Below are 18600 nucleotides of genomic sequence, written 5' to 3'. Positions count from 1 at the left end.
ACGGCCTCAAAATGAGGCCGTTTTTACAGGAGTATTTAATGCGTCGGCTGTTGAACTATCTCATCAATAATATTCGCGAGCATCTGATGCTTTATCTTTTTCTGTGGGGATTATTGGCCATTATGGATCTGATCTACGTGATTTATTTTTAACCACGCAGCACTGACATAAATTGACAAAAACTTAATCTCTCTTTCATTTGGTGTGAAAAATTGAATAAGCTTATGTCTCTCTTAACTTCATTCCCCAGACATACCTCATCCTGAAACCACTAAACTTATGAAGATTCTTTCATTATTAAATCAAAATTATTGAAATAAAAATAAATATCATTTGAATTGTTATTTTTAAGTTGCAATTCATTCTCCAACGCGCCATTTTCATTCTTTCGCAAATAAGTTTCGGATGCACTGATGTCCCTTACAAATACCCCCAAACGCTATGGTGTTATATCAATGACCTTTCATTGGCTGAGTGCAATCATTATCTACTGCATGTTTGCTTTAGGGCTATGGATGGTAACACTCAGTTATTACGATGGCTGGTATCACAAAGCACCAGAGCTGCATAAAAGCGTCGGTATTCTGCTCATGATGGGGCTGGTTATACGCATTCTGTGGCGTGTTATATCCCCACCACCTGGTCCGTTGCAAAGTTATTCGACCATGACGCGTCTCGGCGCACAAATTGGACATCTCGCGCTATACCTTTTGCTCTTCGCCATTGGCATCAGCGGCTATCTCATCTCGACCGCCGATGGCAAACCAATCAGCGTTTTTGGCTGGTTTGACATCCCCGCGACCCTTGCCGATGCTGGCGCACAGGCTGACTTAGCCGGTGCCCTGCATTTTTGGCTAGCGTGGAGCGTCGTCGTACTGTCCGTTATGCACGGATTTATGGCCCTGAAGCATCATTTCATCGATAAAGACGACACCCTGAAGCGTATGCTGGGAAAATCGTCATCTGACTATGGAGTATAAAATGAAAAAAAGCCTGCTTGGTTTAACCTTCGCTTCCCTGATGTTCTCTGCCGGTTCAGCTGTCGCCGCCGATTACAAAATTGACAAAGAAGGTCAGCACGCCTTTGTCAATTTCCGCATCCAGCATCTTGGCTATAGCTGGTTATATGGCACCTTTAAAGATTTCGACGGTACTTTTACCTTTGATGAAAAGAACCCAGCTGCTGATAAAGTGAATGTGACAATTAACACCACCAGCGTCGATACCAATCACGCCGAACGTGATAAGCATCTTCGCAGCGCAGATTTCCTCAACACCGCAAAATATCCGCAGGCGACGTTCACTTCTACCAGCGTGAAGAAAGACGGTGATGAGCTGGATATTACGGGTGATCTGACACTCAATGGCGTAACCAAACCAGTAACGCTGGAAGCAAAATTGATTGGTCAGGGCGACGATCCGTGGGGCGGTAAACGTGCGGGCTTCGAGGCAGAAGGCAAAATTAAGCTGAAAGACTTCAACATTAAGACTGATTTAGGTCCAGCTTCGCAGGAGGTTGATCTGATTATTTCGGTGGAAGGTGTACAGCAGAAGTAATGCATAGATGTTGCCGGATGACGCGCATCCGGCACGAATGTTTATTTTGTTGGATCAGGAATGACCAGCGTCGTGTTCAGCCGTCCACGCGATTTATTAAAGATCTTATTGCCATTTTCTCGCCCGGCACGACGGCGGCGCTGTTCTTCTGGCGGTAATGCGCTTTCTTCACAGCAAATCTCACTACAACAGCCCTTGAATTTCTCGGCACATGCCGGACACTGGATAAACAACAGATGACAGCCATCATTTCTACAATTGGTATGGCTGTCACAAGGTGTGCCGCACTGATGACAATGCGCAATAATTTCGTCAGAGATCCGCTCGCCCATCCGCTCGTCAAAAACAAAATTTTTACCAATAAAGCGGACAGGCAAACCTTGTTCACGCGCCTTACGAGCGTATTCAATAATCCCGCCTTCAATATGCCAGACTTTATTGAATCCGTTATGTTTCATCCAGGCACTGGCCTTTTCGCAACGAATACCACCGGTACAGTACATCACGATTTTTTTATCTTTATGCACCTGCATCATCTCAACCGCTTTTGGCAGTTGTTCGCGAAAGGTATCTGCCGGAATTTCCAGCGCGTTTTCAAAATGCCCCACTTCATATTCATAGTGGTTGCGCATATCGATAAACAGCGCATCGGGATCATCAAGCATGGCATTCACTTCCGCTGCTTGCAGGTATTCCCCCACGTTACTGGCATCAAATTGAGGATCGTCAATACCATCGGCAACAATTCGGTCGCGAACCTTCATGCGCAGCACCCAGAAGGATTTCCCGTCATCATCCAGCGCAATATTCAGACGTAAACCGTTTAAAGCAGGATCAAAAGCATAAAGCTGTGCGCGAAATGTCTCTACGTTGCTCGCCGGTACGCTGATTTGTGCGTTGATCCCTTCATGCGCCAGATAGACCCGCCCAAAGACATTCAACGCGGTAAATAGCTTATATAAAGCATCGCGGGTCGTTTTGGGATCGGTAATGTGGAAATATTTATAGAACGAAATGGTGGTACGTGGTTCGCTCTCGGCCAGCATTTTGGCTTTCAGCGCGTCATTAGAAATGCGGTTGTGTAACACTGGCATGGTGTACGGTTCCTGCAGGGTGGGAAAGTAAAAATCCGCAGCATGATATAGCAATTATCGACAATTAACATCCATACATTTTACGCTACATTTGCGCATTAAAAATTATTAATGATTTACATACGCGGTAATTTCGCCCAGTCTTCGGTCACAAATTTTGGTTGCGGACGAAAAAATGCGACAATACATACAATTGCCCGTATAGGTTGAAAGACAGGATTTATATGACGAATCTACCCAAGTTCTCCACCGCACTGCTTCATCCGCGTTATTGGTTAACCTGGTTGGGTATTGGCGTACTTTGGTTGGTCGTGCAATTGCCCTACCCGGTCATCTACCGTCTCGGTTGTGGATTAGGAAAACTGGCGTTACATGTTATGAAACGTCGCGCCAAAATTGTACATCGCAATCTGGAACTGTGCTTCCCGGAGATGAGCGAACAAGAACGCCATGAAATGATGGTGAAGAATTTCGAATCCGTTGGGATGGGGCTGATGGAGACCGGCATGGCGTGGTTCTGGTCGGATCGTCGAATTGCCCGCTGGACGGAAGTGATTGGCATGGAACATATCCGTGACGTGCAGGCGCAAAAGCGCGGCATTCTGTTGGTCGGCATCCATTTCCTGACGCTGGAGCTGGGCGCAAGGCAATTTGGTATGCAGGAACCGGGTATCGGCGTCTATCGCCCAAACGATAATCCGTTGCTCGACTGGCTGCAAACCTGGGGGCGCCTGCGTTCGAATAAATCGATGCTTGATCGCAAAGACTTAAAAGGAATGATCCGGGCACTAAAGAAAGGCGAAGTGGTCTGGTATGCGCCAGATCACGATTACGGCCCGCGCTCAAGTGTTTTCGTGCCGCTGTTTGCTGTTGAGCAGGCGGCGACCACCAGTGGCACCTGGATGCTGGCGAAAATGTCTGGTGCGTGCCTGGTGCCGTTTGTTCCGCGTCGTAAGCCAGACGGCAAAGGGTATCAGTTGATCATGCTGCCGCCAGAGTGTTCACCTCCGTTGGATAACGCTGAAATCACCGCTGCATGGATGAATAAAGTGGTCGAAAAATGCATCATGATGGCACCGGAACAGTATATGTGGCTGCATCGTCGCTTTAAAACGCGCCCGGAAGGCGTACCTTCACGCTATTAAATCTCCCTTGCCGGATGTTTCGAACTGCATCCGGCATTACCACTACAAATCCTCCTGATTTAGCGATAAAAGCTCTGTACATTGCGTCACTTATAAGTCAGGCGCATAATTAGTGTGCTTACTTTTTCTTCTTTTAATCACCGCGCCTGGCGCACCAACAGCGGATTGCTATGTCACTCTGTGAAAATGACACCCCCATAAACTGGAAACGAAACCTGATCGTTGCCTGGCTAGGTTGTTTTCTTACCGGTGCCGCCTTCAGTCTGGTGATGCCATTCTTACCCCTCTACGTTGAGCAACTTGGCATCACCGGCCACAGCGCGCTGAATATGTGGTCGGGGATTGTCTTCAGTATTACCTTTTTATTTTCCGCCATCGCCTCCCCTTTCTGGGGCGGGCTTGCCGACCGCAAAGGCAGAAAAATCATGTTATTGCGTTCTGCTCTCGGCATGGGCATCGTGATGGTGCTGATGGGGCTGGCGCAAAATATCTGGCAGTTTTTGATTCTGCGGGCGCTGCTTGGTTTGCTTGGCGGATTTGTCCCCAACGCCAATGCTCTTATCGCCACACAAGTACCGCGTAATAAAAGCGGCTGGGCGCTGGGCACGCTCTCCACCGGCGGCGTTAGCGGCGCGTTGCTCGGCCCGATGGCTGGTGGCTTACTCGCTGATAACTACGGCTTACGTCCGGTATTCTTTATTACCGCCAGTGTGCTCATACTCTGCTTTTTCGTCACCCTGTTTTGTATCAGAGAAAAATTCCAGCCCGTCAGCAAAAAAGAGATGCTGCACATGCGGGAAGTCGTAACATCGCTTAAAAATCCGAAACTGGTACTTAGCCTGTTTGTCACAACATTAATTATCCAGATTGCTACTGGATCTATCGCACCAATCCTGACGCTGTATGTCCGCGAACTGGCAGGAAATGTCAGTAATATCGCCTTTATTAGTGGCATGATCGCCTCCGTGCCCGGCGTGGCTGCACTGCTAAGTGCTCCACGACTTGGTAAACTTGGCGATCGTATCGGGCCAGAAAAGATCCTGATAACTGCGCTGATCTTTTCTGTGCTGCTGTTGATCCCAATGTCTTATGTCCAGACACCACTGCAACTGGGGATTTTACGCTTTTTGCTCGGCGCCGCAGACGGCGCTCTGCTCCCAGCCGTACAAACGTTGCTGGTTTATAATTCGACCAACCAAATCGCCGGACGCATTTTCAGCTATAACCAGTCGTTTCGCGATATTGGCAACGTTACGGGGCCGTTGATGGGCGCAGCTATTTCAGCACACTACGGCTTTCGTGCTGTATTTCTGGTTACCGCCGGAGTCGTTTTGTTTAACGCGGTCTATTCGTGGAACAGCCTGCGCCGTCGCCGACTCCCCCAGGTATCGAACTGATTTTTCGCCTTTCATACTTGCAAAAGCGGAGAATCAGCTATTCTTTCCCTGAACACCTCAGCAAATCAAAGGGAGAGTCGTGATGACTATGTACGCAACGCTTGAAGAAGCCATTGATGCCGCACGCGAAGAATTTCTTGCTGACAACCCCAGCATCGACGCCGAAGAAGCGAATGTGCAACAGTTCAATGTCCAGAAATATATTCTGCAAGATGGCGACATTATGTGGCAGGTTGAGTTTTTAGCCGATGAGGGCGAAGAAGGTGAATGCCTGCCAATGTTCAGTGGAGAAGCCGCACAAAGCATCTTTGATGGCGACTATGATGAGATTGAAATCCGCCAGGAATGGCAGGAAGAAAATACCCTGCATGAATGGGACGAAGGTGAATTTCAGCTTGAACCACCGCTGGATACCGAAGAAGGACGCGCAGCAGCAGATGAGTGGGATGAGCGTTAATTACTCATATGCTCCGTGATGAATGTCGATCGGTAGCAGTAAGGTATCAAAGACTAAAGAGAAAGGGAGATCAAGGATTGTGACATAGCGCCATGCGGAGTCACGTACATCCCATTGCACGCCGGGATAATATTGGTTGCCATGCCCCTGTCCCGGTATGGTGCGGCTAATGATGCTGCCACAACCACTCAGCAAGGTAACCATGATGCTGACTACGATGAAACGCATTTGAACCCTCTTCCGTAAAAAAATACCGGCATAACGCCGGTATTTTTATTGCTGACAAAATGCTTGTTGTTTTTGCCGGATGCGGCATGAACGCCTTATCCGGCCTACGAAACCTTGCAAATTCAATATATTGCAGGTATCTACACTTTTATTGCGAAGCCGCATCCGGTTTACGCAATGCCAGTGGATTCAACTTTATCCCTTCGTAGTAACTCACCCATGAAGAATATCTCTCCGGGGAATTCCAGACGCGGAAATGCAAACGAGCCATCGTCACCGGATCGCTTAGCAGCACCAGACGACGATCGCGATTCAGCTTCTCTGGCGTCTCGTTCAGCGCCTGTTCAACATGGCGGTCACGGGCGATTTCCAGCACCTTACTGGCGCGGTGACGCGCAGTGGCCATTGCCGTTGCCAGAGCGTTAAACGACGGATTAAACACTGCATGCATAAAGCCATCGTCGAGAGAACGTTGACGGTTCATCTCAAGGAAACGATCGGTATCGATCAGTACCTGAGGCGGTGAATACTCTTCCGGGATCAGGAACAGTTTCCAGCGTTTCGTGCGCAGCCCAACGGTTGTACGGCTGGAGATCACCGAAACAAACGGTGACAGAATCAGCGAGAAGACAATCGGTGCCAGCCAGAACAGGAAACGCAGATCCAGCCACGCCATACCGACCGCCCACACTAACCCCAGCAGCAACTGTGAGCCGTGGCGTTTAAACGCTTCGCCCCAGGAGGTAGAGTCGTCATCACGTTGCGGGGAATTCCACACCACTTCCCAGCCAAGGAAGGCGCTAACCACGAATACCGTATGGAACAACATACGCACCGGCGCCAACAGCACGGAGAACAGCACTTCTAACAGCAGCGATAACGTAACTCGCCAGAAGCCGCCATACTCTTTAGTCCCTTTGCACCAAATAAGCAAAATACTCAACAACTTCGGCAGGAACAGCAGCACCATCGTCGAGGCAAACAGCGCAATCGCCAGTTCAGGACGCCACTGTGGCCAGACCGGGAATAACTGCCGTGGTTGCAGGAAGTATTGCGGTTCGGTAAGCGCGTGCACGACCTGCAATGCGGTAGAGAGCGCAAGGAACATAAACCACAGCGGTGCGGAAAGATAAGACATCACGCCCGTCAGGAACACCGCGCGGTGAACCGGGTGCATCCCTTTAACCAGGAACAAACGGAAGTTCATCAGGTTACCATGGCACCAGCGGCGATCACGTTTTAACTCGTCAAGCAGGTTAGGCGGCAGTTCTTCATAAGAGCCAGGGAGATCGTAAGCAATCCATACCCCCCAGCCTGCACGGCGCATCAGTGCGGCTTCCACGAAGTCGTGCGAAAGGATTGAACCCGCAAATGATCCTTCACCAGGCAGCGGCGCCAGCGCGCAGTGCTCGATAAACGGTTTCACGCGGATAATCGCATTATGCCCCCAGTAGTGCGACTCGCCGAGCTGCCAGAAATGCAAACCGGCAGTGAACAATGGCCCATAGACACGGGTCGCAAACTGTTGGCAACGTGCATATAGCGTATCCATACCAGACGCTTTCGGCGACGACTGGATAATCCCGGCGTTCGGGTTGGCTTCCATCAGGCGCACCAGACCGCACAAACAATCACCGGTCATCACCGAGTCCGCATCCAGCACCACCATGTAGCTGTACTGGCTACCCCAGCGACGGCAGAAATCGTCAATGTTACCGCTTTTACGCTTCACGCGACGGCGGCGACGGCGATAGAAAATCTGGCCTTCGCCCTGCACTTCGGCGATCAGCTCCATCCAGGCTTTTTGTTCTGCCACACAGATGTCCGGGTTGTAGCTGTCACTCAGGATATAAACATCAAAGTGTTTGGCATTACCAGTCGCTTTCACGGATTCCCACGTTGCACGCAGACCTGCAAAAACGCGATTCACGTCTTCGTTACAGATAGGCATGATCAATGCTGTGCGATGCTCCGGATTTAACGGTTCATCGCCAACGGTTGAAGCGGAAATACTGTATTTATCGCGCCCAATAAGCAGTTGCAGGAAGCCCATCAACGCCGTCCAGAAACCGGCTGACACCCAGCAGAAAAGAACAGCGAAGAGGATCAGAATACCGGTTTGCAGCATGTAAGGCAGAAGCTGCATAAAGGAAACCCACAAATCCTGATCGACCATATCAACTGGATTAATCAGCGCCCACCCCTGATAAGGCAGAATGGTCTTCATATACCAGGTAGCGACGACGGTTTGCGCCAGAGTGAGAAGAAGCAGGATGTAACGACGGATGGTGCCGACGGTACGCCACTTTTGCTCGCTCTCCTGCTCTTCTTTGGTCAATCGCGCCAGATAGCGCGGCGTCACATCGCGCCCACGCAGACGATCCCAGAAACGACCAACCGGGTTAGTACGCCACGGATCGGGGAACATAGAAGAACGTTTTGCTTTCGGCATTGCCTTAAGCTGATCGCGCCCTTCGTCGTCTTGAATTAACTGTCCATCAGCGAGTGAATCTGGCCAGGCTTGTTCCAGACGTGCTTTTACCGACCCTTGCGGGGAGTCATCCTCTCGCGCCCAGGTTCGGTGTTCAGCATCCAGCGCCTGATGAACAGCGCGGATATCAGTCTTCGGCAATGCCGCTTTCTCGCTTGCGGAGATGGGCATTGCGTCAATGTACTCGGTTGTCTTATTCATTGGCAGGTAACTGGTAGCTCCAGGTTTCACTCAACGTTTGATCGGCATTCACCAGGGCAGCACGCATTTCAGTGGTTTTCTTGGCATCTTTCACTTTCACACGCATTACCAGACGCCAGCCTTTGGTGACCGGGTTATAGCGCACCGTGCTTTCTACAATCTCACCATTATCGCCAATGCTGGTTTGTGCAGTGACCGGTGTATTCTCTGGCAGTTTTTTCATCTCTGCGCCAGTAAAATCGACCACAAAAGCGATAGTGCCGTCAGGCTGTCGAATCAGGTTCGACTGCTTCACATCCCCCGTTGAACGACGCGTCTGCTGCACCCAAGCGTTATCAGGCGCGTGAAGTTTGTCTTCATCACGGCTGAAAGTAATGGTGTATTTAAAGTTCATCTCTTTACCTGGTTCCGGTAACTGATCCGGCGTCCAGTAAGCGACGATGTTATCGTTGGTTTCATCGTTGGTTGGAATTTCCACCAGCTCAACGCTGCCTTTGCCCCACTCCCCTTTCGGTGTCACCCACGCGCTTGGACGGAGATCGTAACGATCGTCGAGATCTTCAAAGCGGGAGAAATCGCGGCCGCGCTGCAACAGACCGAAGCCTTGCGGGTTTTCCATCGAGAAGCTGCTGATCGCCAGATGTTTCGGGTTGTTTAGCGGACGCCAGATCCACTCACCGTTACCAGCATGGATAGACAGACCGTTGGAGTCGTGCAATTCCGGACGATAATTATTCGCCGGAGATGGCTGGTTCGGCCCGAACAGGAACATACTGGTTAACGGCGCAACGCCCAGTTTGCCGACTTTATCGCGCAGGTAGATTTTCGATTGCACATCAACAACCGTGTCACGTCCCGGCATAACAACGAACTTGTAAGCGCCTGTCGCACGCGGCGAATCAAGCAACGCATAAATCGTTAAACGCTTATCGGTCGGTTTTGGACGCTCGATCCAGAACTCCTTAAAGCGTGGAAATTCTTCACCTGATGGCAAAGCGGTATCAATAGCCAGGCCTCGGGCAGAAAGACCGTAAACCTGACCTGCGCCAATCACGCGGAAATAGCTGGCCCCGAGCATGCTGACGATTTCATCATTTTTATCTTTGCTGTTGATCGGGTAAAGCACTTTAAAACCGGCAAAACCAAGGTCTTTTACCGTGTCTTTGTCATGCTGAACATCGCCGAAAGTGAAATAATCCGGGCTGTATTTGATTCTTTTTACTGCCGTTGCAGTGACTTCATTTATTTTGACCGGTGTGTCGAAGTACATACCCTGATGGTAGAACTCGAGCTTGAATGGGGTCTTCAGATTGTTCCAGTATGCTTTGTCATGATTAAACTGGATCTGTTGATAGTCCGCGTATTTCATGTCGCGGAAAACGGAGGGCAAGTTACTTTTAGGCGCCTCATAGCCTTTCCCGGCTAAGGATTGAGCTTGCTTTGCGACATCGTCAATGCTGAAGGCCCAGCTTGATGATGTATACAGGGTTAACATTACTGCAGCACTCAACCAACGCATTTTCATCATTTGTAGTTTATGTTTCATAATAAGTAAGCACTTCCCCCTTTGTGTGCTTATATCGATCCGATCTATTTTAATGGATAACCAGCCATTCCGACAACAGAATCCCGGTATTATTCAGCGCGCCGGCTCATGGATTAAGCACCTGATTGCAACCGTTTTCACTTTCCGTGCTTATCCTAAAGACAGAAGGAGCGAGTTCGTGTAGGGTTTGCCGGCAAATTTATTTATCAACCGTCTTACAGGCGCTTCCATTTTGGTTAGTGATTGCGGCTATGCCGCGCAAAAACACATTTGAAGCCTGCACCTCATGCAGCAGGTCAGTGTCGTTACGGCAAAAGCCTAAAGGCATTACCCGGCGGGGATAAGACGAAAAATCCGAGATTAGTTAACCATATATGAATCCAGTACCCGCGCAGCGTGAATATTTCCTCGACTCCATCCGCGCATGGTTGATGTTGTTAGGGATCCCTTTTCATATTTCTTTAATCTATTCAAGCCACACCTGGCATGTGAATAGCGCAGAACCGTCATGGTGGCTGACGCTTTTTAACGATTTCATCCACGCCTTCCGTATGCAGGTATTTTTCGTTATTTCCGGATATTTTTCCTACATGCTGTTTTTGCGCTACCCATTGAAAAAATGGTGGAAAGTGCGCGTTGAACGCGTAGGGATCCCGATGTTAACGGCTATTCCCCTGCTCACCTTGCCGCAATTCATTATGCTGCAATATGTCAAAGGCAAAGCGGAAAGCTGGCCTGGGCTATCATTGTATGACAAATATAATACGCTGGCCTGGGAATTAATTTCGCACCTGTGGTTTTTACTGGTGTTGGTCGTTATGACGACACTTTGCGTGTGGATATTTAAACGAATAAGAAATAATTTAGAAAATTCAGATAAAACAAATAAAACTTTCTCGATGGTTAAGCTATCGATACTATTTTTCTGTCTGGGAATTGGCTATGCAGCAATAAGAAGAACGCTATTTATCGTTTATCCACCCATTTTAAGCGATGGCATGTTCAATTTTATTTTCATGCAGACGCTGTTTTATATGCCGTTCTTTATTCTCGGTGCGCTGGCTTTCATTTTTCCTAATCTAAAAGCCTTGTTTACCACACCGTCTCGTGGATGCACTCTCGCGGCAGCACTGGCATTTGTTGCTTATTTGCTCAATCAACGCTACGGCAGCGGCGATGCCTGGATGTATGAAACCGAGTCAGTGATCACGATGGTGCTCGGCCTGTGGATGGTGAATGTGGTCTTCTCCTTTGGCCACCGTTTGCTTAATTTCCAGTCAGCGCGGGTAACCTATTTTGTAAACGCGTCGCTATTTATTTATCTGGTTCACCACCCGTTAACGCTCTTTTTCGGTGCTTACATCACTCCGCACATTACATCAAATCTGCTGGGTTTCCTCTGCGGTCTGATATTTGTGGTAGGGATTGCGATAATTCTGTACGAAATTCATTTACGCATTCCGTTGTTGAAGTTTTTGTTCTCCGGCAAACCGATCGTAAAACGCGAGAATGACAAAGCGCCAGCTCGCTAAACCATACTTACAATAACCATTCAACGGGCAATATTGACGCCAGTCTGACCATAACCCGCTTCCAGAAACTGGTGGCGGGTTCTTTTTTGAGGATAATTTCCTCCTTCCCATGGCGATCGACCCAGTTGATTCGTCCCCACCGATCCAGACGGAGCTGCCAGGCCGCATCATACTGGCTCTGAATGAAGCGTTTATCGATTAATTGTGCCAGCGTTTCGCTCTCTATCACGAAGCCCATTTCAGTATTGAGCAGCGTTGAACGCGGATCGAAATTGAATGAGCCAATAAACACTATTTTGCCATCGACACTGAATGTTTTAGCATGAAGGCTTGCGCCGGAATTACCAGTTATACCGCGATCGTGCAACGTGCTGCTTTGTTCCCGCGTCGGTTTCAGTTCATATAACTCAACGCCATAGCGGAGCAATTTTTTGCGCCAGCGAGCATACCCGGCATGAACGACAGCGACATCGTTAGCGGCAAGTGAATTGGTTAAGATAGCTATCCTGACCCCTTTTCTGACCATTCGTAAAAGCTGCGCCACTCCCGCGCGCGTTGGCACAAAATAGGAAGAGATAATATCAATACGTTCGCTGGGGGAGCCCATGATATCGAACAGGCGCTGCGGTAACAGTGAATGCCGTTTTGCCTTGCCCTCCCCTTTTGCCGGATCATCACTTAATAAACGCGTTCTTGCCCAGATAAGCGGCAATGTTCCGTCAACCAGTTGATTTATAAACGGACTTAACTCCATTTGGCACAAATAGCGATGTGTCTCGGTGTCGTTGTACCAGGACGCAGGTAGCTCAATACGGTCAGCCATTTCGCCATCGGGAACATCCAGCACCTGCTGCAACGGTGAAACTGATTTGCAATACCAGTAGCGGGCAAAATCATCGGCAACATCCTCAACAACCGGCCCTATTGCCAGGACATCTAAATCTGAAAAAAGTGGCTCTTCTCCCGCGCCGAAATAGGCATCGCCAACGTTGCGCCCGCCCACCAGCGTTACCACGCCATCGACGGTAAAACTTTTATTGTGCATACGACGATTGAGGCGGGAAAAATCGGTGATATAACCAAGCGGACGTAACAAGCGAAAAGAGAAAGGATTGAAAAGTCGAACTTCAATACGCGGGTGACTATCGAGCAAGCGTAAAATATCATCAAGACCGGGAGTATTATTGTCATCCAGCAGCAAACGGACGCGAACGCCACGCTTCGCTGCGGCTAACAGAGCCGAAAACAGCAATCGCCCCGACATATCGTCCTGCCAGATGTAATACTGAACATCCAGCGTATGCTCCGCCATTTCTGCCAGACGATATCGTGCAGCAAACGCATCCAGACTTTTATCAAGGGGGAAAATGCCGCACTGCCCAGGATGTTGCGAGCACAGCGGCAGCACCGCGCTCGCCAGCCGGGGCAAATCATTCATCTCCTTGTTGGGTAAGGAGTCTTTCGTAGAGGTGGGCATTTTCTGCATCATAACAGACAAAGTATACCTGCTCAGGCAAAGCGTGACGGGTAATAAATTCTGAAACGGTTTTTACTGCTATTTCAGCCGCTGCAGCACGCGGGTAACCATAAACGCCGGTGCTGATGGCAGGAAATGCCACTGTCGCATAGCCGTTCGCCGCTACCAGTCGTAGACTATTGAGATAGGCATCCTGCAATAACTGGTCTTCGTTTTGTTCGCCACCGCGCCAGACAGGCCCAACGGTATGCACAACAGCTTTGGCAGGGAGATCGCCCGCAAGAGTAATCACTGCATGTCCCGTGGGGCAATCGCCCTGTTGCTGGCGAACTTTCAAACAGGCATCCAGCAACGCCGGGCCGGCTGCGCGATGAATAGCGCCATCAACGCCGCCGCCCCCCATTAATGACGGATTAGCCGCATTAACAATAACATCAACGGCTAGTTTAGTAATATCACCCTGCACAACATGAATACGCGATTTCATAACGCCTCCTTACACCCTCTTGTTTCTTAAGTGTACAGCAGTGTTTTTAGGTAAATCGCATTTTTCTTGTCAGCAACGTGAGTAGTTCAGAAACTTAGTTATATTCGATGTTCATCACAGCCAGCTTTTTCTGCTCATCAAGATACTGCACTTTTACTGAGGCAATTTGCGCATTTTTAACTTTGCCACTCATTAGCTCTTTGCTGGAATACGTTTTGCTCTGTACTGGACCATTTTGCATACAGGTCATTTCAACTGGCGTTAGCAAAGAGCTCACGTCACACGCGGGTTCCACGATTTGACCATAAAAATGAATCACGCCACCTTGCGCATTGCTTTCCGCTGTTGCAAAGAAAGGAAAAACCAGGCTGCCGAGCATAAGGGAGTTTAACAACGGTCTGAACATCTATTCTGTTTCCTCAATGATTAATCATCCTTGAGGGGGTTATCCATGCTTTCAGGTTGGTCGATTCGCATCAGACCGTTCTCTTCCGGCTCGTTTTATGCTCAACTATTAATACATTAAGACTTTCCTGAAGAGGGCGGCCATTGTTGTGATAAATGAAGTGACTGTCCATCAGAAACCGTAACAACTATTTTCACCCGATCGTCCGGGGAAATATTTAAACTCAACTTCGTCAAGGCAATGGGTTGATTAGCGGGTAATGAAAGGGTCTTTTCTTGCTTCGTCTGACTTTGTCCCGAACTGCCTTCGCGTAGTGACAATATCTGAACCCGGCACAAGCATGATTGCGTAAGAGTAACTTCAGGAATAATGGTGTACATGTCACCTTGCTGGGTTGTATTAAAGGTTATCTGGCTGGAAAGTGCCGCGAGAAGTAATAACGCGTTCATACTATTCTCCCGAAAAAAAACAGGGCTTGCGCCCTGTTTCTGTCATACAAATTCTGTATTAGTACTGATGAGCGGTCGCGTTGTTACCAAAGCCAACCTGAGTTACGTTGACGCTGGAGTTAGATGCAGTCTGGTCAACTGCTGCACCGTTGCCACCACCGAACTGTTTAACAGTCATTTCAGAGTTTTTACCGTTCCACTGATCAAGAGTGGCGCTGTTACCGAAGCCACGCTGGGTCAGTTCAATTGAGCTGTCATCAGAACCTTGTCCTACGTCTGCGCCGTTACCGCCGCCGTGCTGGGTAATAGTCAGATCAGAGTTGCGGGCATCAGCCTGCAATGCAACAGCAGAGTTACCGCCACCGTACTGATAAATATTCAGCTCTGAATTCGGGCCGCTGTTATTGCCGCCACCACCGTGGTTGCCGCCGCCACCGCCGTACTGAGGAATAGAACCTGCCAGAGCGCTACCGGAGAATACGATTGCTGCAATTGCTGCTACTTTTAAAAGTTTCATGTAAAACCCCCATCGGATTGATTTAAAAGTCGAATGGAAATTAACGTTGTGTCACGCGAATAGCCATTTGCGACTGTCTCTGCACTACAATTGCCGTTTTTTGAGTACCATGCTGCGTAATATTTGCTTTATTACCAGAACCTTTCTGGATAATCATTGCAGTATTACCATATGCGCCTTGCGAAATACTGGCATCGTTGGCATTGCCCGCCTGATCAATATATGCAAGGTTATAATCTCCTGTCTGGTCAATCTTTGCCCGGTTGCTATTACCCTCTTGCGAAACAACCGACAAAAGTTTTGAGCCTCCCTGCCGTAACTGTGCACTATTATTAGTACCAGCTTGACCAACTATGGCTGCCTGATTAAATGAAGACTTACTCAATTCATTTACCGCTAAGTTATATTCTGAATTAGCTAAATCATAACCTGCTGCGGCTGCAATCCCAGGCGCACCCAGTATTGTTAACATCACAAATAACAATTTGTTTTTCATGTTGTCACCCTGGACCTGGTCGTACATTTAAGAAATTAAATCATTTCAACTTGGTTGTTAACGCAAACCGTTTTTTGTTAACGCTGCGTTACGATGGAAAGTATGTCTGCGGAAATATTTTTAATAACTCACCCGCGCGTTGTATTTTGCTTTTTTTGTTCATACCAAAGTATTAAAACTCGCGCAAATACGCTGTTATTTACGCAAAAATTATTTTGTTTTCTTTTAAAGTACCGTTTTTTGACAGCAAAAAATCGACAGTCAGCCTTCCTTCATGATTCGCGAAGATTACGTCGATATGTCTGTTTGACAAGCCGTGACAAACATCGTCTTTTTACGGCAAAAAATTGTCCATGGGCAACATCAGAGAAAGTAAGAAATTTTCACACGACAAAAGAACTATGTGAAAATAATTTTTATATGGATAATTATGGACTTAGCGTAATTTGTATGACTTTTTAAAATTGTGCAATAAAAGCCATATGTACAACTTTTCTATCAATTCTAAACTCCACAACCACGCCGCGTTAACATTTTAAAATTCCAGATTACATTTTGTTACACGTTTAACACTTGATTTAAGATTTGTAATGGCTAGATTGAAATCAGATGTAATCCATTAGTTTTATATTTTACCCATTTAGGGTTGATTTATTACTACACACAGCAGTGCAACATCTGTCAGTACTTCTGGTGCCTCTATTTTATAAAGGCAGCTGTCAGGTGTGCGATTAATAAAAAAAGCGGGGTTTCATCATGTTTAATGAAGTCCATAGTATTCATGGTCATACATTACTGTTGATCACTAAACCTTCTTTGCAGGCGACCGCGTTATTGCAGCATTTAAAACAATCGCTGGCAATCACAGGAAAACTGCATAATATTCAACGTTCTCTGGACGATATATCTTCTGGCTGCATTATTCTGTTGGATATGATGGAAGCAGATAAAAAGCTCATTCATTACTGGCAGGATACATTAAGCAGAAAACACAACAACATTAAAACGCTGTTGTTAAATACTCCAGATGATTACCCGTACCGCGACATTGAAAACTGGCCGCATATCAATGGTGTTTTTTACGCCATGGAGGATCAAGAACGCGTAGTCAATGGGTTGCAAGGCGTCTTACGTGGTGAATGCTACTTTACGCAAAAGCTTGCCAGTTACTTGATTACACATTCCGGTAACTATCGTTATAACAGCACGGAATCTGCCCTCCTTACTCATAGGGAAAAAGAGATCCTTAATAAGCTGCGTATCGGCGCCTCCAATAACGAGATTGCTCGTTCGCTGTTCATCAGCGAAAACACGGTAAAAACGCATCTTTATAATCTTTTCAAAAAGATAGCAGTTAAAAACCGAACACAAGCGGTCTCATGGGCAAACGATAACCTCAGGCGATAAAGCCATGAAACGTTATTTATGCTGGATTGTAGCAGTAGAACTTCTCTTCGCTGCGGGAAATGTTCACGCCGTTGAAGTAGAAGTACCGGGATTGTTAACTGACCATACTGTTTCCTCTATTGGCCATGATTTTTACCGTGCCTTTAGTGATAAATGGGAAAGTGACTACACCGGTAACTTAACAATTAATGAAAGACCCAGTGCACGATGGGGAAGCTGGATCACAATAACGGTGAATCAGGACGTTATTTTCCAGACATTTTTATTCCCATTGAAAAGAGACTTCGAGAAAACTGTTGTCTTTGCACTGATTCAAACTGAAGAAGCACTAAATCGTCGCCAGATAAATCAGGCGTTATTGAGTACGGGCGATTTGGCGCATGATGAATTTTAAATAAAAAATTGTTCGGAGGCTGCAATGCGTGTCAAACATGCAGTAGTTCTACTCATGCTTATTTCACCATTAAGTTGGGCAGGAAATATGACTTTCCAGTTCCGCAATCCAAACTTTGGTGGTAACCCGAATAACGGCGCTTTTTTATTAAATAGTGCCCAGGCGCAGAACTCGTATAAAGATCCGAGCTATGACGATGACTTTGGTATTGAAACGCCATCGGCGTTAGATAACTTTACTCAGGCCATTCAGTCCCAAATTTTAGGTGGACTGTTGTCGAATATTAACACGGGTCAGCCAGGGAGAATGGTAACCAATGAATATATTGTTGATATTGCCAACCGCGATGGTCAATTGCAGTTGAATGTGACGGATCGCAAGACAGGACAAACCTCGACCATCCAGGTTTCGGGTTTACAAAATAACTCAACCGATTTTTAAGCCCCAGCTTCATAAGGAAAATAATCATGCAGCGCTTATTTGTTTTGGTTGCCGTCATGTTGCTGAGCGGATGCTTAACCGCCCCACCTAAAGAAGCCGCCAGACCGACATTAATGCCTCGTGCCCAGAGCTACAAAGATTTGACCCACCTGCCAGCGCCAACGGGTAAGATCTTTGTTTCGGTATACAACATTCAGGACGAAACCGGGCAATTTAAACCCTACCCGGCGAGTAACTTCTCCACTGCTGTTCCGCAAAGCGCCACTGCGATGCTGGTCACGGCATTGAAAGATTCTCGCTGGTTTATACCACTGGAACGTCAGGGCTTACAAAACCTGCTCAACGAACGCAAAATTATTCGTGCGGCACAGGAAAACGGCACTGTCGCGGTAAACAACCGAATCCCGCTTCAATCGTTGACCGCAGCCAATATCATGGTTGAAGGCTCTATTATTGGTTATGAAAGCAACGTCAAATCGGGCGGTGTTGGGGCGAGATATTTTGGTATTGGTGCAGATACGCAATACCAACTTGATCAGATTGCCGTGAACCTGCGCGTCGTCAATGTAAGTACCGGTGAGATCCTCTCTTCGGTGAACACCAGTAAGACGATCCTTTCCTATGAAGTCCAGGCGGGTGTCTTCCGCTTTATTGACTACCAGCGGTTACTGGAAGGGGAAGTGGGTTATACCTCTAACGAACCGGTTATGCTCTGTCTAATGTCCGCCATCGAAACAGGCGTTATCTTCCTGATTAACGACGGCATCGACCGTGGCTTGTGGGATTTGCAGAATAAATCAGAGCGGCAGAATGACATTCTGGTGAAATACCGTCACTTATCAGTACCACCGGAATCCTGATACATAAAAAGCCGGAGT

General features: G+C 47.7%; 21 protein-coding genes. 11 read left to right on the top strand and 10 right to left on the bottom strand.

Features of this window, described 5'->3' with window-relative positions; all coding sequences use genetic code 11:
- Positions 1 to 38 precede the first annotated feature (38 nt).
- The 3 genes from RGV86_RS21220 to RGV86_RS21210 all read left to right on the top strand — a co-directional run bounded on the left by RGV86_RS21220 (position 39) and on the right by RGV86_RS21210 (position 1557).
- The gene (locus RGV86_RS21220; protein WP_001253424.1) at positions 39 to 152 is read left to right on the top strand and encodes a YceO family protein; all 114 of its coding nucleotides are present in this window, start codon (positions 39 to 41) and stop codon (positions 150 to 152) included.
- Between the two features lie 261 nt (positions 153 to 413).
- Complete coding sequence (locus tag RGV86_RS21215; RefSeq protein WP_000060038.1) at positions 414 to 980, top strand: cytochrome b; 567 nt, start codon at positions 414 to 416, stop codon at positions 978 to 980.
- Position 981: 1 nt separating this feature from the next.
- The gene (locus RGV86_RS21210; RefSeq protein WP_000749261.1) at positions 982 to 1557 is read left to right on the top strand and encodes a YceI family protein; all 576 of its coding nucleotides are present in this window, start codon (positions 982 to 984) and stop codon (positions 1555 to 1557) included.
- 41 nt (positions 1558 to 1598) lie between these two features.
- On the opposite strand, the gene trhO is transcribed toward RGV86_RS21210, so the two are convergent.
- Positions 1599 to 2651, bottom strand: coding sequence for an oxygen-dependent tRNA uridine(34) hydroxylase TrhO (gene trhO / locus RGV86_RS21205; protein ID WP_010345633.1), 1053 nt, complete (start codon positions 2649 to 2651; stop codon positions 1599 to 1601).
- 224 nt (positions 2652 to 2875) lie between these two features.
- Here trhO and lpxL point away from each other — a divergent pair, with 224 nt between their 5' ends.
- From lpxL to RGV86_RS21190, 3 genes are all read left to right on the top strand, one after another.
- Complete coding sequence (lpxL, locus tag RGV86_RS21200) at positions 2876 to 3796, top strand: kdo(2)-lipid IV(A) lauroyltransferase (protein ID WP_010345635.1); 921 nt, start codon at positions 2876 to 2878, stop codon at positions 3794 to 3796.
- 170 nt (positions 3797 to 3966) lie between these two features.
- Entirely contained in the window at positions 3967 to 5193 is a 1227-nt protein-coding gene (mdtG, locus tag RGV86_RS21195) for a multidrug efflux MFS transporter MdtG (RefSeq protein WP_000050573.1), read from the top strand.
- A gap of 82 nt (positions 5194 to 5275) precedes the next feature.
- Complete coding sequence (locus RGV86_RS21190; RefSeq protein ID WP_085460615.1) at positions 5276 to 5650, top strand: MysB family protein; 375 nt, start codon at positions 5276 to 5278, stop codon at positions 5648 to 5650.
- Here the strand turns inward: RGV86_RS21190 and RGV86_RS21185 are convergent, their stop codons facing one another.
- The 3 genes from RGV86_RS21185 to mdoG all read right to left on the bottom strand — a co-directional run bounded on the left by RGV86_RS21185 (position 5651) and on the right by mdoG (position 10098).
- Positions 5651 to 5878, bottom strand: coding sequence for a YceK/YidQ family lipoprotein (locus RGV86_RS21185; RefSeq protein ID WP_001211109.1), 228 nt, complete (start codon positions 5876 to 5878; stop codon positions 5651 to 5653). It lies immediately after the preceding gene.
- Between the two features lie 148 nt (positions 5879 to 6026).
- Positions 6027 to 8570 (bottom strand): glucans biosynthesis glucosyltransferase MdoH, encoded by a 2544-nt coding sequence (gene mdoH / locus RGV86_RS21180; protein ID WP_071995174.1) that lies wholly within the window; start codon positions 8568 to 8570, stop codon positions 6027 to 6029.
- Positions 8563 to 10098: a glucans biosynthesis protein MdoG gene (mdoG, locus tag RGV86_RS21175; RefSeq protein ID WP_077629659.1), complete on the bottom strand. Its 1536-nt coding sequence runs from the start codon at positions 10096 to 10098 to the stop codon at positions 8563 to 8565. The genes mdoH and mdoG overlap by 8 nt, the downstream gene beginning before the upstream one ends.
- A 392-nt stretch (positions 10099 to 10490) precedes the next feature.
- Between mdoG and mdoC the strand changes: the two genes are divergently transcribed.
- On the top strand, positions 10491 to 11648 hold the full coding sequence (gene mdoC, locus RGV86_RS21170) for a glucans biosynthesis protein MdoC (protein WP_001070367.1): 1158 nt from the start codon (positions 10491 to 10493) through the stop codon (positions 11646 to 11648).
- A gap of 7 nt (positions 11649 to 11655) precedes the next feature.
- On the opposite strand, the gene clsC is transcribed toward mdoC, so the two are convergent.
- From clsC to csgB, 6 genes are all read right to left on the bottom strand, one after another.
- Entirely contained in the window at positions 11656 to 13137 is a 1482-nt protein-coding gene (gene clsC, locus RGV86_RS21165; RefSeq protein ID WP_123058182.1) for a cardiolipin synthase ClsC, read from the bottom strand.
- Positions 13079 to 13612, bottom strand: a complete 534-nt coding sequence (gene ymdB / locus RGV86_RS21160; protein WP_000842234.1) for an O-acetyl-ADP-ribose deacetylase — start codon at positions 13610 to 13612, stop codon at positions 13079 to 13081. Before ymdB ends, clsC begins: the two co-directional genes overlap by 59 nt.
- A 94-nt stretch (positions 13613 to 13706) precedes the next feature.
- A complete protein-coding gene (locus RGV86_RS21155) occupies positions 13707 to 14018 on the bottom strand; it encodes a YmdA family protein (RefSeq protein ID WP_000489602.1) in 312 nt (103 codons plus the stop codon).
- 116 nt (positions 14019 to 14134) lie between these two features.
- On the bottom strand, positions 14135 to 14467 hold the full coding sequence (csgC, locus tag RGV86_RS21150) for a curli assembly chaperone CsgC (protein WP_000992819.1): 333 nt from the start codon (positions 14465 to 14467) through the stop codon (positions 14135 to 14137).
- Positions 14468 to 14525: 58 nt separating this feature from the next.
- Positions 14526 to 14984: a curli major subunit CsgA gene (gene csgA, locus RGV86_RS21145; protein WP_000771421.1), complete on the bottom strand. Its 459-nt coding sequence runs from the start codon at positions 14982 to 14984 to the stop codon at positions 14526 to 14528.
- A gap of 40 nt (positions 14985 to 15024) precedes the next feature.
- Entirely contained in the window at positions 15025 to 15480 is a 456-nt protein-coding gene (gene csgB / locus RGV86_RS21140) for a curli minor subunit CsgB (RefSeq protein ID WP_010345644.1), read from the bottom strand.
- 756 nt (positions 15481 to 16236) lie between these two features.
- On the opposite strand from csgB, the gene csgD reads away from it, so the two are divergent.
- The 4 genes from csgD to csgG are packed head-to-tail and all read left to right on the top strand — an operon-like array spanning position 16237 to position 18582.
- The gene (gene csgD, locus RGV86_RS21135) at positions 16237 to 16887 is read left to right on the top strand and encodes a biofilm master transcriptional regulator CsgD (protein WP_000481491.1); all 651 of its coding nucleotides are present in this window, start codon (positions 16237 to 16239) and stop codon (positions 16885 to 16887) included.
- Between the two features lie 4 nt (positions 16888 to 16891).
- Positions 16892 to 17281, top strand: a complete 390-nt coding sequence (gene csgE / locus RGV86_RS21130) for a curli production assembly/transport protein CsgE (RefSeq protein ID WP_000833234.1) — start codon at positions 16892 to 16894, stop codon at positions 17279 to 17281.
- Positions 17282 to 17305: 24 nt separating this feature from the next.
- The gene (csgF, locus tag RGV86_RS21125) at positions 17306 to 17722 is read left to right on the top strand and encodes a curli production assembly/transport protein CsgF (protein ID WP_001264078.1); all 417 of its coding nucleotides are present in this window, start codon (positions 17306 to 17308) and stop codon (positions 17720 to 17722) included.
- Between the two features lie 26 nt (positions 17723 to 17748).
- On the top strand, positions 17749 to 18582 hold the full coding sequence (gene csgG, locus RGV86_RS21120; protein WP_001189336.1) for a curli production assembly/transport protein CsgG: 834 nt from the start codon (positions 17749 to 17751) through the stop codon (positions 18580 to 18582).
- The last annotated feature ends 18 nt before the right edge of the window (positions 18583 to 18600 follow it).

It is taken from the genome of Escherichia ruysiae (assembly GCF_031323975.1).
In the GTDB taxonomy this organism is placed as follows: domain Bacteria; phylum Pseudomonadota; class Gammaproteobacteria; order Enterobacterales; family Enterobacteriaceae; genus Escherichia; species Escherichia ruysiae.
This window is presented reverse-complemented; position numbering and strand designations above follow the sequence as displayed.

Bases quoted from the DNA above. Each gene is read 5' to 3' on its own strand.
- RGV86_RS21220 (WP_001253424.1), top strand. From the start codon at position 39: ATGCGTCGGCTGTTGAACTATCTCATCAATAATATTCGCGAGCATCTG.
- RGV86_RS21215 (WP_000060038.1), top strand. From the start codon at position 414: ATGTCCCTTACAAATACCCCCAAACGCTATGGTGTTATATCAATGACC.
- RGV86_RS21210 (WP_000749261.1), top strand. From the start codon at position 982: ATGAAAAAAAGCCTGCTTGGTTTAACCTTCGCTTCCCTGATGTTCTCT.
- trhO (WP_010345633.1), bottom strand. From the start codon at position 2,651: ATGCCAGTGTTACACAACCGCATTTCTAATGACGCGCTGAAAGCCAAA.
- lpxL (WP_010345635.1), top strand. From the start codon at position 2,876: ATGACGAATCTACCCAAGTTCTCCACCGCACTGCTTCATCCGCGTTAT.
- mdtG (WP_000050573.1), top strand. From the start codon at position 3,967: ATGTCACTCTGTGAAAATGACACCCCCATAAACTGGAAACGAAACCTG.
- RGV86_RS21190 (WP_085460615.1), top strand. From the start codon at position 5,276: ATGACTATGTACGCAACGCTTGAAGAAGCCATTGATGCCGCACGCGAA.
- RGV86_RS21185 (WP_001211109.1), bottom strand. From the start codon at position 5,878: ATGCGTTTCATCGTAGTCAGCATCATGGTTACCTTGCTGAGTGGTTGT.
- mdoH (WP_071995174.1), bottom strand. From the start codon at position 8,570: ATGAATAAGACAACCGAGTACATTGACGCAATGCCCATCTCCGCAAGC.
- mdoG (WP_077629659.1), bottom strand. From the start codon at position 10,098: ATGATGAAAATGCGTTGGTTGAGTGCTGCAGTAATGTTAACCCTGTAT.
- mdoC (WP_001070367.1), top strand. From the start codon at position 10,491: ATGAATCCAGTACCCGCGCAGCGTGAATATTTCCTCGACTCCATCCGC.
- clsC (WP_123058182.1), bottom strand. From the start codon at position 13,137: ATGATGCAGAAAATGCCCACCTCTACGAAAGACTCCTTACCCAACAAG.
- ymdB (WP_000842234.1), bottom strand. From the start codon at position 13,612: ATGAAATCGCGTATTCATGTTGTGCAGGGTGATATTACTAAACTAGCC.
- RGV86_RS21155 (WP_000489602.1), bottom strand. From the start codon at position 14,018: ATGTTCAGACCGTTGTTAAACTCCCTTATGCTCGGCAGCCTGGTTTTT.
- csgC (WP_000992819.1), bottom strand. From the start codon at position 14,467: ATGAACGCGTTATTACTTCTCGCGGCACTTTCCAGCCAGATAACCTTT.
- csgA (WP_000771421.1), bottom strand. From the start codon at position 14,984: ATGAAACTTTTAAAAGTAGCAGCAATTGCAGCAATCGTATTCTCCGGT.
- csgB (WP_010345644.1), bottom strand. From the start codon at position 15,480: ATGAAAAACAAATTGTTATTTGTGATGTTAACAATACTGGGTGCGCCT.
- csgD (WP_000481491.1), top strand. From the start codon at position 16,237: ATGTTTAATGAAGTCCATAGTATTCATGGTCATACATTACTGTTGATC.
- csgE (WP_000833234.1), top strand. From the start codon at position 16,892: ATGAAACGTTATTTATGCTGGATTGTAGCAGTAGAACTTCTCTTCGCT.
- csgF (WP_001264078.1), top strand. From the start codon at position 17,306: ATGCGTGTCAAACATGCAGTAGTTCTACTCATGCTTATTTCACCATTA.
- csgG (WP_001189336.1), top strand. From the start codon at position 17,749: ATGCAGCGCTTATTTGTTTTGGTTGCCGTCATGTTGCTGAGCGGATGC.